Raw genomic sequence first — 12364 nt, forward strand, 5'->3', positions numbered from 1 at the left:
CGGCCAGTTGTGCGCCGTACGACCCGACACCGCGGCAAGACCATGTGAGGCCCTGATGCCGGAAGATGACAAGCTCCTCGGCTACCTGCGCCGGGTGACCGCCGACCTGCACCACACCAGGGGACGGCTGCGCGAGATCGAGGCCGCGGCCCACGAACCGATCGCCGTCGTCGGCATGGCCTGCCGCTTCCCCGGCGGTGTCAGCACCCCCGAGGAACTCTGGCACCTCGTCCGCGACGGTGCCGACGCCATCACCCCGTTCCCCGACGACCGGGGCTGGGACACCGAGGCCCACTACGACGCCGACCCGGACGCGCCCGGACGCACCTACGTCAAGGAGGGCGGCTTCCTGCACGACGCCGGCGACTTCGACGCCGGCTTCTTCGGAATCTCCCCGCGTGAGGCCGACGCGATGGACCCCCAGCAGCGCCTGCTCCTCGAAGCGTCGTGGGAAGCCGTCGAACGGGCGGGCATCGACCCCGCCGCCCTGAAGGGCCGAGCCGCCGGCGTGTTCGTGGGCGCCGTCGCGCTCGACTACGGGCCCCGCCTGGACGCCGCCGACGGCCTTGAGGGCCACCTGATGACCGGCACCACGACCAGCGTCCTCTCCGGCCGCATCGCCTACACGCTCGGGCTCCAGGGGCCCGCCGTCACGGTGGACACCGCCTGCTCGTCCTCCCTCGTCGCCCTGCACCTGGCCGTGCGTTCACTGCGCCAGGGCGAGTGCGACCTCGCCCTCACCGGCGGCGTCACCGTCATGCCCACCCTCGGCACCTTCATGGGGTTCAGCCGTCAGCGCGGCCTGGCACCCGACGGCCGGTGCAAGCCCTTCTCGGCGGACGCCGACGGCTTCGGTCCGGCCGAGGGCGCCGGCGTGCTCTGTCTTGAACGGCTCTCCGACGCCCGGCGCAACGGACACCGCGTCCTCGCCGTCGTCCGCGGCACGGCGGTCAACCAGGACGGCGCCAGCCAGCGGCCTCTCCGCTCCGAACGGTCCCGCACAACAGGAAGTGATCCAGGCGGCGTTGGCGGACGCCGAGTTGGTCCCGTCGGACGTGGACGCGGTGGAGGCGCACGGTACGGGGACGAGGCTGGGGGATCCGATCGAGGCCGGGGCGTTGCTTGCGACGTACGGTCAGGGACGGGATCCGGAGCGGCCGTTGTGGCTGGGCTCCGTCAAGTCGAACATCGGGCACACCCAGGCCGCCGCCGGTGTCGCGGGCATCGTCAAGACCGTACTGGCCCTGCGGCACCAGGAGTTGCCGCGCACCCTGCACGCCGACGAGCCGTCACCGCATGTCGACTGGTCCGCCGGTACCCTGCGCCTCCTCACCCGAGCCGTCCCCTGGCCCCGGGGCGAACGGCCGCGCCGGGCCGGGGTGTCGTCGTTCGGCGTCAGTGGCACCAACGCCCACGTCGTCCTCGAAGAGGCACCGGGCGTCGAAGAGACTCGGGCAGGCGAAGAGACTCGGGCAGGAGAGGAGACACAGGTCGGCGAAGAGACTCGCGCCGACGAGGCACCGGTGGAGGAGACCCCCCGGACGCAACCTCTCGTGCCCTGGGTCCTGTCGGCCAAGTCCGCCGCGGCACTGCGCGACCAGGCCGCGCGGCTCGCCGCCCACACCGCACCGCACCCCGGCCGGTCGCCCGCCGACATCGGCCTCACCCTCGCCACCGCCCGCAGCGCCTTCGACCACCGGGCCGTGCTCCTCACCCGGGGACACGCCGACGGCACGGAACTGCTGCGGCACTACGCCTCGGGCGGGGAACCCGCCGAACTCGTGTCCGGCACGGTCCACGACGGCATCGGCCCCGTCTTCGTCTTCCCGGGGCAGGGCTCGCAGTGGACCGGCATGGCACTGGAACTGCTGGACGCCTCACCGGTGTTCGCCCGACGGATGGACGAGTGCGCCGCGGCGCTCGCGCCCCATCTCGACATTCCGCTGCTTCAAGCGCTGCGGGACGAGGCCGCGTTGGAACGGGTGGAGGTCGTCCAGCCCGCGCTGTGGGCGATCATGGTGTCGCTGGCCGCGGTGTGGCAGTCCTACGGAGTCCGACCGGCCGCGATCGTGGGCCATTCGCAGGGCGAGATCGCCGCCGCGGTGGTGGCGGGTGCGTTGGCCCTGGAGGACGGGGCACAAGTGGTGGCCCTGCGCAGCCGGGCGCTGACCGCTCTCGCCGGGCGCGGCGGCATGGCCTCCGTCGCGGCACCGGCGGACGACGTACGCCGCGCCGTCGACTCCCACCACGGCGCCCTGTCCGTCGCCGCGGTCAACGGACCCTCGCACCTCGTGGTCTCCGGCGACGCGGCGGCGCTGGACGAACTGATCGCCGCGTACGAGGCCGACGGTGTGCGGGCGCGCCGCATCCCGGTCGACTACGCCTCCCACTCGGCACACGTGGAAGAGATCCGCGCCCGTGTCGAGGAGGCGGCGACCGGCGTGTCCGCACGCCTCTGCGACGTGCCGTTCTACTCCACGGTGACCGCCGGGAAAGCCGACACGACCACGCTGGACGCCACCTACTGGTACCGCAACCTCCGCTCCCCGGTGCGCTTCGAGGACACCCTGCGCGCCCTGCTCGACGCGGGATTCCGCCACTTCGTCGAGATCAGCCCGCACCCGGTGCTCACCCCCGGCGTGGAGCGGACCGCCGAGGACCACGGCAGTGACGTGTCGGTCGTCGCGACGCTGCGCCGCGGCGACGCAGGCGAACCCCGGCTGCTCAGGTCCCTCGCCGAGGCCCACGTCGCGGGAACACCGGTGGACTGGGCCCGCGTGTTCGACGCGACCGGCGCGCGCCACGTCGACCTGCCGACGTACGCCTTCCAGCGGCGCCGCCACTGGCTCGACTCCGGCACTACCGCGGCCGCCGGCGCCGCCGCCACCGGCATGGAACCCGTCGGGCATCCACTGCTCGACGCGGGCGTGCCCCTGCCCGACTGCGACGGCCACCTGTTCACCGGCCGCTGGTCACTGCGCACCCACCCCTGGCTCGCCGACCACACGGTCGCGGACCGGACGGTCGTCCCGGGTACCGCCCTCGTCGAGACCCTGCTGCGCGCGGGCGACGCCGTCGGCTGCGCCCGGCTCGAAGAACTCAGCATCGAGACACCGACCGTGCTTCCCGCGGACGGCGGCCCCCTGCGCGTCCAGATCACGGTGGGCGGCCCCGAGGACGCCGACGGCCGCCGGGCCGTCGGCGTGTACGTCTGCGACACCGAGGGCGTCTGGGCACGGCACGCCCGCGCCACCCTCACGGCCACCGGCGACCACCGCGAACCCGCCGGACTCGAGACCTGGCCCCCCGCCGACGGCGCCCGACAGGTCGACACGAATGGACTGTACGAGCGGCTCGCCACCGCCGGACTCTCCTACGGCCCCGCCTTCCGCGGCCTCGGCGCCGTCTGGAGCCGGGGCGACGAGATCTACGCCGAGGTCGCGCTGCCCGACGAGGCCCGTCGCAGCGCCGACGGTTTCGGACTGCACCCGGTGCTGCTGGACGCCGCCCTGCACGCCTGGCCGGCACGCGCGGACGACCTCACCTCCGTGGAACTGCCGTTCCTGTGGACCGGTGTGTCCCTGTACGCCACCGGGGCGTCGAGCCTGCGGGTACGGCTGACGCCGATCTCCGGCGGTGGCATGTCGGTGCTCGTGACGGACGACACCGGCCGGCCGGTGGCATCGGCCGAGGCACTGGTGACCCGGCCCCTCCAGGACGCAGACGCGACGACCGGCACCGGTGGGAGCGGCAGGGCCGCCCTGCACCGCGTGAACTGGACCCCCGTACCGATGCCGGCCACCGACGGGGAGCCCGCCGTCCCGGCCCTCGCGGTCGTGGGCCCGGACTCCCTCGGTCCCGAACTGGACGGGATCGCCTCACGCCACGACGACCTCACCACCCTCGCCGGGCAACTGGCCGACGGCCGGTGCCCGACACCGGCGTACGTCATGACGGGCGTCGGCCGGGACCCGGCGGTCCTGGCCGACACCGAAGAAGACACGGCACAGGAGGCCCTGGCCACCGCCGGCCGCGCGCTGGCACTCGTGCAGTCCTGGCTGGCCGACGAGACGCTCGCCGCCACCGGGGCCAGGCTGGTGCTGGTCACCCGGGGAGCCGTGGCCGCAGGGGCGGGCGAGGGCGTGCCGGACCTGGCCGCCACGCCCGTCTGGGGCCTGGTGCGATCCGCGCAGTCGGAACACCCCGGCCGATTCGTCCTGGCCGACCTCGACCACGACCCGGCCTCGCTCGCCGCCCTGCCCTCCGCCCTGGGCACCGGGGAGCCCCAACTGGCCCTCCGGCGGGGCGAAATCCTCGTCCCGCGGCTCGGCACGGTACCCGACACCCGGGAACTGCCCGACGGCTCCTGGCAGTTGCGAACCACTCCGGGAGCGGCCCTCGACGGGCTCACCCCGGTCGCGTCGACGGCGGCGACCCGGCCGCTCGGCGAGCGCGACATACGCGTCGAGGTCCGAGCCGCCGGCGTCAACTTCCGTGACGTGCTCGTCTCGTTGGGCACCTACCCCGACGCGGAGAACGCGCGGATGGGCAGCGAGGGCGCCGGTGTGGTCGTCGAGATCGGATCCGGTGTGACCGGCGTGGCCGTCGGCGACCGCGTCATGGGGCTGGGAGGCGAGTGGTTCGGCTCGTTCACCGTGGTGGATGAGCGGGTGGTGGTGGGGGTTCCGGAGGGTTGGTCGTTTGTTGAGGCGGCTTCGGTGCCGGTGGCGTTTGTGACGGCGTTCTACGCGTTGGTGGATGTGGCGGGTGTGCGGGTGGGTGAGTCGGTGTTGGTGCATGCGGCTGCGGGTGGTGTGGGGATGGCTGCGGTGCAGTTGGCGCGGTGGTTGGGGGCGGAGGTGTGTGCGACGGCGAGTGAGTCGAAGTGGGCGGTGGTGCGGGGGTTGGGTGTTGCGGGGGACCGGATTGCTTCGTCGCGGTCGGTGGGGTTCGCGGAGGTGTTCGGGTCGGGGGTGGATGTGGTGGTGGATTCGTTGGCGGGGGAGTTGGTGGATGCTTCGTTGGGGTTGGTGCGTCCGGGGGGCCGGTTCGTGGAGCTGGGCAAGGCGGACGTGCGGGACCCGGGGGAGGTCGCGGCTGCCTATGAGGGCGTGACGTATCGCGCCTTCGACCTGGCGGAAGCGGGGCCCGATCGCACGGGGGAGATCCTGCGGGAGGTGATCCGGCTCTTCGAGGCCGGTGTGCTGGAGCTGCTGCCGAGGCGGGAGTGGGATGTGCGGCGGGCTGGTGAGGCGTTCGGGTTGATGGGTCGGGCGGGGCATGTGGGGAAGTTGGTGTTGAGTGTTCCGGTGGGGTCCACGGGGGTTTCGCAGTCTGTTGGTGGTGGGGGTGGTTGGGTGTTGGTGTCGGGTGGTTCGGGTGTGTTGGGTGGGGTGGTGGCGCGGTTTTTGGTGGGGGTGCGGGGTGTGCGGCGGTTGGTGTTGTTGAGTCGTGGTGGTGGTGATGTGGGTGGTTTGGTGGGGGAGTTGTCGGGGTGGGGTGCTGAGGTGCGGGTGGTGGTGTGTGATGTGGCGGATCGGGTGGCGTTGGGGGGTGTGGTTGCGGGGTTGCCGGGTGGTGTGTCGGGGGTGGTGCATGCGGCGGGTGTGCTGGATGACGTGGTGGTGGAGGGGTTGTCGGGGGAGCGGTTGCGGGGTGTGCTGGCGGCGAAGGTGGTGGGTGGGTGGAATCTGCATGAGGTGATGGCGGGTTCGGATGGTTTGTTTGTGTTGTTTTCTTCGGCCGCGGGGGTGTTGGGGGCTGGGGGTCAGGCGAATTATGCGGCGGGGAATGCGTTTTTGGACGGGTTGGCGGCGTTTCGGCGCTCGCGTGGGTTGTCGGGTGTGTCGGTGGCGTGGGGGTTGTGGGAGGAGCGGAGTGCGATGACGGGGGGTTTGGAGCGGGCGGACCTCGCGCGGATGCGTCGTATGGGTGTGCTGCCGATGCCCACCGAAGACGGACTGCGCCTCCTCGACACCGCCGAACGCTCCCCCGAGGCCGCGGTCCTGGCCGCCCGCCTCGACACCCGCTCCCCGGCGGCCGGTGACGCCGCAGGCCACCCCATGCTGCGCGGCCTGGTCCGGAAACCGGCCGCGCCCCGGCGCCGCAGCCTCACCGAGGCCGCCCCCGGCACCGCGGACCGGGCCGCCGCGCTGCGGAACTCCCTGCTCCGACAGCCACCCGCCGGGCGCAGGACCACTCTGCTCGACCTGGTCCGCACCCAGGTGACCACCGTGCTCGGGCACGCCGACGCGGACGCGATCGCGCCGGACCGGGCGTTCAAGGACCTGGGACTCGACTCGCTCACCGCCGTCGACCTGCGCAACCGGCTCGGCACCGCCACGGGGCTGCGGCTGCCCGCGACGCTGGCCTTCGACCACCCCAACTGCTCCGCCCTCGCCGGACACCTCCTCGACGAGATCCTGGGAGCGCAGCACACAACCGCCGACCCCGGCCCGGACGACCACGAGACCTTCGCGACGCCAACAGCCCACGACCCGATCGCCGTCGTCGGCATGGCCTGCCGCTACCCCGGAGGCGTCACCACCCCGGAGGACCTGTGGCGCCTCGTCGACTCCGGCGGCGACGCCATCGGCCCGCTGCCCGCCAACCGCGGCTGGGACCTCGACGCCCTGTACGACCCCGACCCCGACACACCCGGCCGGGCCTACGTCCGGGAGGGCGGCTTCCTGCACGACGCCGGGCGCTTCGACGCCGAGTTCTTCGGCATCTCCCCGGTGGAGGCCCTGGCCACCGACCCCCAGGCAGCGGCTGCTCCTCGAAACGGGCTGGGAAGCCGTCGAGCGGGCCGGCATCGTCCCGGCGACCCTGCGCGGCAGCCGGACCGGAGTGTTCGTCGGCTCGCACTACCAGGAGTACGGCCCCCGCCTGCACCAGGCCGGGCAGGGCACCGAAGGCCACCTCATCACCGGCACCGCCGGCAGCGTGGTGTCCGGACGGATCGCATACGTCCTCGGCCTCGAAGGCCCGGCCGTCACCGTGGACACCGCCTGCTCGTCGTCCCTCGTCGCCCTGCACCTGGCCGTACGGGCGCTGCGCGCGGGCGAGTGCGACCTCGCCCTGGCCGGGGGAGTCGCGGTGATGCCGGGGCCCGGCGCCCTCATGGGCTTCAGCCGGCAGCGCGGCCTGGCGCCGGACGGCCGCTGCAAGCCGTTCGCCGACGCCGCGGACGGGACCTCCCTCGCCGAGGGCGCCGGCGTCCTGCTGGTGGAACGGCTCTCGGACGCCCGTCGCAACGGACACCGCGTCCTCGCCCTGGTACGCGGCACGGCGACCAACCAGGACGGCGCCTCCAACGGGCTCTCCGCTCCCAACGGACCCTCCCAGCAGCGCGTGATCCGCGCCGCCCTCGCCGACGCCCGCCTCACGAGCGCCGACATCGACGCCGTGGAGGCGCACGGCACCGGCACCCGGCTGGGCGACCCGATCGAAGCGCAGGCCGTCCTCGCCACCTACGGCGCCGACCGCGACGCCGGTGAGCCCCCGGTACGACTCGGCTCGGTGAAGTCCAACATCGGTCACACCCAGGCCGCCGCCGGGGCGGCCGGCGTCATCAAGATGGTGCAGGCCCTCCACCACGGCGTACTGCCCCGCTCCCTGCACCTCGACAAGCCGTCGGACCACGTCGACTGGACGAGCGGCGCCGTCGAGCTGCTGCGTGAGCCCGTGGCCTGGCCCGCCACCGACCGGCCCAGGCGCGCCGGCGTGTCCTCCTTCGGCATCAGCGGCACCAACGCCCACGTGATCATCGAGGAGGCTCCACGGGAGGAGCCCGCCCCGGCCGCAGGCACCACCCGTGAGGTCCCCGAGCCGGCCGGCACCGTGCCCTGGGTACTCTCCGGACGCTCCCCGGACGCGTTGCGCGACCAGGCCCGCCGCCTCCTCGCACAGCTGCGGCGGTGCCCGGCCGACGCCACGCCGGCCCCGCGCGATCTGGCCGTAGCGCTCACGACCCGGCGATCGCTGTTCGCACACCGGGCCGTCGTCACCGGCGAACGGCACGAGCAGCTCGCGTCGGGACTTGAGGCGCTCGCCGCCGGCCGGCCCGCGCCCCACCTGGTGACGGGCGGCGCACCGGCCGGGCGTACGGCCGTCCTGTTCACCGGGCAGGGCAGCCAGCGCGCGGGCATGGCCGGACAGTTGCACCGCACCCAACCGGTCTTCGCCGCCGCCTTCGACACCGTCTGCGCCCGCTTCGACACCCTGCTCCCCGACGAACCGCCCCTGCGCGATGTCGTCTTCGACACCGGCGAGAGCGCCGCGCGCACCCTCACCGGCACGCTCCACGCCCAGTGCGCGCTGTTCGCGGTCGAAGTCGCGCTGTACCGGCTCCTCGCCTCCTGGGGCCTGCGCCCCGACGTGGTCGCGGGCCACTCCGTCGGCGAGATCACCGCGGCCCATGTCGCCGGTGCGCTCACCCTCGCCGACGCGTGCACGCTCGTCGCCGCCCGTGGCAGGCTCATGCGGAACCTGCCCGAAGGCGGCTCGATGGTCGCCGTACGGCTGCCCGAGGCCGAGGTCGAGCCGCTGCTGGCCGGCCGTGCCCACGAGGTGGGCCTCGCCGCAGTCAACGGCCCCGACTCCGTCGTCCTGTCCGGCGCGGAGGACGCCGTCGCCGGCATCGTCGCCCGCCTTGAGGAACGCGGTGCGCGGACCCGTCGGCTGACGGTGTCCCACGCCTTCCACTCGCCGCTCATGGAACCCGTCCTGGCCCCCCTGCGCGCCGAACTGGCCGATCTCGCCCGCGCCGTGCCCGAGATCCCGGTCATGTCCCATCTGACGGGCGGGTTCCTGCCCTCGGACCGCCCGGTGGAGGCCGAGCACTGGGTACGGCACGTGCGGGAGCCGGTCCGCTTCGCCGACGGGGTCGCCGCGCTCGCCGCCGAGGGGGTGACCACCTTCGTCGAGATCGGCCCCGACGCCGTACTGTCCGCGGTGGGCCAGGACAGCGCTCCCGAGGCCGAGTTCGTCCCGACGCTGCGCGCGGAGGAGGACGAGGCCGCCGCCCTGATCCGGGCAGCGGGGCAGCTCTTCGTGCGCGGCGCCGACGTCGACTGGTCCGCCGTACTCGCCGTCCCGGACGGTGCGCCGCACGCCGTGGACCTGCCCACGTACGCCTTCCAGCGGGCCGACTACTGGCTGCCCTCGGACGGCCTGGCCACGGACGGCGGCCCCCGGCGCCCCGCCGATCGGCCCGACACGGTCCTCCCCGGCGCCGACGACGTGGCCCTCGCCGCCGAACTCGGCCTCGGAGACGCCGAGTCGACGGCCACACTGCTGCCGCTGCTGGCCGCCTACCGGCGTCGACGCGACGAGGACGCCCGTATCGCCGGGTGGTGCCACCGCGCCGCCTGGACAACGACCCCCGTCCCCCCGGCGGCACCGGCCGGCACCTGGATCCTCCCCGTCCCCGCTGAGCAGGCCGGCGACCCGTGGGTCACCGGCCTCGCCGAGGCACTGTCCGCCGAGGGCACGAAGCCGGTCCTCGTGTCCGTCACGGGCGACGACTCCCTGGCCGGACAACTCCGGGCCGCGGCGGACGACTTCGGTCCCGTCTCCGGCGTGCTGTCGCTGCTCGCCCTCGCCCCCGGACGGCACCCCGGGCACGAGGCGGTGCCACGGGGGGCCGCGCTCACCCTGGCGCTCCTGCGCGCCCTGGAGGAGAGCGGCAGCAATGTCCCCGTATGGCACGCCACCCGCGCCGCGGCGGCGGTCGGCGCCGCCGAGCGCGTCGCGCACCCCGAGCAACTCGGAGTGCGGGCGCTCGGACGCGTCGCCGTCCTGGAGTCCTGCGGGCAGTGGACGGGCACCGTCGACCTGCCCGAGCGGATCGACGGCTGGACCGGCGGCCGACTCGCCCAAGTCCTCGCGCACAGCGCGGCCGTCGGCGCAAAGGACAGCGGCAGCGACTCCGAGTACGACCTCGCCGTCCGCGGCGCCGGACTCTTCGCCCGCCGCGTCGTCCAGGCACCCGCCACCACGCCCGCCCCCGATCCCGCCCCATGGCCGCCCACCGGCACGGTCCTCGTCGTCACCGACGGCATCGGCCCGCTCGCCCGGCAGATCGCCCGGCACCTCGCCCGCGGCGGCGCCGAACACCTCCTGCTCGTGCGCCGTCCCGATCCGGGGAACCCGGCGGACCCGGAGGCCGCCGACGCGAGCGATGCCCTGCGCGCCGAACTCACCGCCCTCGGCACACGCGCCGACATCGTCGCCCGAGACCTCGGCGACCGGGCCGAAGCGGCCGCCCTCCTGGACGGCGTCCCCACGACCGGCCCGCTGACCGTCGTCGTGCTCACCGGCACCGCGTCCGGCGGCGATACGCTCGCCCGACAGACCGCCACCGGGCTCCAGGAGGCACTGCGGACCGGCGCCCAGGCCGCCGCCCGGAACCTGCACGACCTCACCCGCGACCGCACCGAGCCGGCCGCCCTCGTCCTCCTCACCGGCCTCAGCGCCACCGTCGGCGCCCCCGGACAGGCAGGACAGGCCCTGGCCGAGGCCCTCCTGGACGCCCTGGCCGAAGAGCGCCACGCCGCAGGACTGCCCGTGACCCGCCTAGCCTGGCGGCCGGAGGCCGGCGCCGACGAGGACGCGCGTGACGACGGACTGGTCCCGCTGGACCCCGACCTCGCCCTGCGGGCCCTCGACCGTGTCGTCCGTGCCCGGGAGACCGGGATCCTCGTCTTCGACGCCGACTGGCGGCGCCTCGCGGCCCACGCCGCCGCCACTCCCGGAGCCCGGCCGCCGGCCAGGCTGTTCGACGGCGTCCCGGCGCTGCGCGACGCGGCACGCGGTGCCGGTACCGTGCGCGAGGAGCGGTACGCCCAGGACCCGCAGGAGTTCCGGCGCCGCCTCGGGAAGCTGCCCGCCGGGGAACGGAGCGCCGAAATGCTGCGGCTCGTGCGCACCCACGCCGCCCTGGTGCTGGGACACGACACCGACGACGTGGTGGCCCCCGACCGCGGCTTCGTCGAGATGGGCTTCGACTCGCTCACCGCGACCCGGCTGCGCAACCGCCTCGGCGCCGCGACCGGCCTCCAGATCAGCGCCGCCACCGTTCTCGACTGCCCCACCCCGGACACCCTCGCCGGCCATCTGCTCGAACTCTGCGCGGACTCACCCACCCGGCCGCGTCCCCGGCTGCGCCCCCGAGACCGCGACTGACACCACCGGTGCCGGCATGTCACCGAAGCCCCGGCAGCACGGCGGGGCCGGCCCCAAGGCCGGCCCCGCTGCCCCGTTCCGGGCGGTCAGCGCTTGACGCCCAGGCTCAGCCCGTGTTCGTAGGGCAGCCCCGGAACGGTCCCGACCTCCTCGAACCCGGCCGCGCGCAGCCACCGTTCGTAGTCCCGCGCCGGATAGGCCATGCCCCGGCCGCTCGCCAGCACGTTGAAGTACAGCCCGAGCCGGGCGCCGAACACCCCGTCCGTCTCGTCGTCGGAGACGTGGTAGCCGTACACCATGACCCTGCCGCCCGCCGGCAGCGCGTCGTACGCCTTCTTCATCAGGAACAGGATCGAGTCCTCGTCGAAGATCTCCAGCACATGGCTGAACAGCACCGCGTCCGGCCCCTCGGGGAACGGATCGGTGAAGATGTCACCGGGCACCACACTCACCCGGTCGGGCCGGTCCCCCGCCTCCGTGCCGGCCGCGAGCCGGGAGACGCTCGGCATGTCGAACACCGTTGTCCTGAGCTTCGGACGGCGGGCGACCAGCCGCGCCGAGGTGCTGCCGTCACCGCCGCCCACGTCGAGCACATGCCGTACGTCCCCGAAGACCGGATGCCCGACCAGCGCGTCGACCGAGCGCAGCGTGAAGGCGGTCATCGCCCGGTGGAAGACCTCCTCCAGCGCGGGATCGCGGGACAGCCGCCCGTACAGGGTCGGTTCGTCGCCGGGGTGGGCGGCCAGAGCGGTGTTGGTGCCCGCCCGCAGCGCCGTCGTCATGTCCGCGAACGCCGGATAGTAGACCTCCTTCCAACCGGTCAGAATGTGACTCCAACTGTCCGGCTCCTCGTCCGCGGCCAGCAACTCCTCGGCGACGGACGAGTTGTGGTAGACACCGTCCCGACGCTCCAGCAGCCCCGTCGCACAGACCGCCTGGAGCAGCACCCGCAGCTGGTGCGCGGGCAGGCCGCAGAACGAGCGGATCTCCGCCGCACTCGCGCCGGGACTCCCCGACAGGAAAGCGAAGATCCTCAACTCGGCGGCGGTGGTGACGGCGTTGAACAACGCCGGAGCGTTGACGAGGAAGTGGAAGCGTTCGAGGACCGGATCGTCTTCGTGGACGGCGTTCTTCATCGTTCTCCCGGGAAGGAAAGGCGTCGGCCGGCACGCCACGG

1 protein-coding gene and 4 pseudogenes are annotated in these 12364 nt (G+C 74.0%); 4 read left to right on the plus strand and 1 reads right to left on the minus strand.

Annotation, left to right across the window (positions count from 1 at the left end; all coding sequences use genetic code 11):
* Positions 1 to 55: 55 nt before the first annotated feature.
* The 4 pseudogenes from AC4IHM_RS33115 to AC4IHM_RS33130 all read left to right on the plus strand — a co-directional run.
* Positions 56 to 3806, plus strand: a pseudogene (locus AC4IHM_RS33115) (type I polyketide synthase); the annotation flags it as partial.
* Between the two features lie 24 nt (positions 3807 to 3830).
* Positions 3831 to 4610 (plus strand): annotated as a pseudogene (locus tag AC4IHM_RS33120) (SpnB-like Rossmann fold domain-containing protein); the annotation flags it as partial.
* A 210-nt stretch (positions 4611 to 4820) separates the two neighbouring features.
* Positions 4821 to 9018, plus strand: a pseudogene (locus AC4IHM_RS33125) (beta-ketoacyl synthase N-terminal-like domain-containing protein); the annotation flags it as partial.
* A 1038-nt stretch (positions 9019 to 10056) separates the two neighbouring features.
* Positions 10057 to 11187: pseudogene (locus AC4IHM_RS33130) on the plus strand (beta-ketoacyl reductase); the annotation flags it as partial.
* Positions 11188 to 11273: 86 nt separating this feature from the next.
* Here the strand turns inward: AC4IHM_RS33130 and AC4IHM_RS33135 are convergent.
* A complete protein-coding gene (locus AC4IHM_RS33135; RefSeq protein WP_490870660.1) occupies positions 11274 to 12323 on the minus strand; it encodes a methyltransferase in 1050 nt (349 codons plus the stop codon).
* Between the last annotated feature and the right edge of the window lie 41 nt (positions 12324 to 12364).

The sequence above is a fragment of the Streptomyces sp. SL06 genome (genome assembly GCF_058244745.1).

What these genes read in the sequence shown, in the direction of transcription:
- AC4IHM_RS33135 (WP_490870660.1), bottom strand. Translation starts at nt 12,323, where the DNA reads ATGAAGAACGCCGTCCACGAAGACGATCCGGTCCTCGAACGCTTCCAC.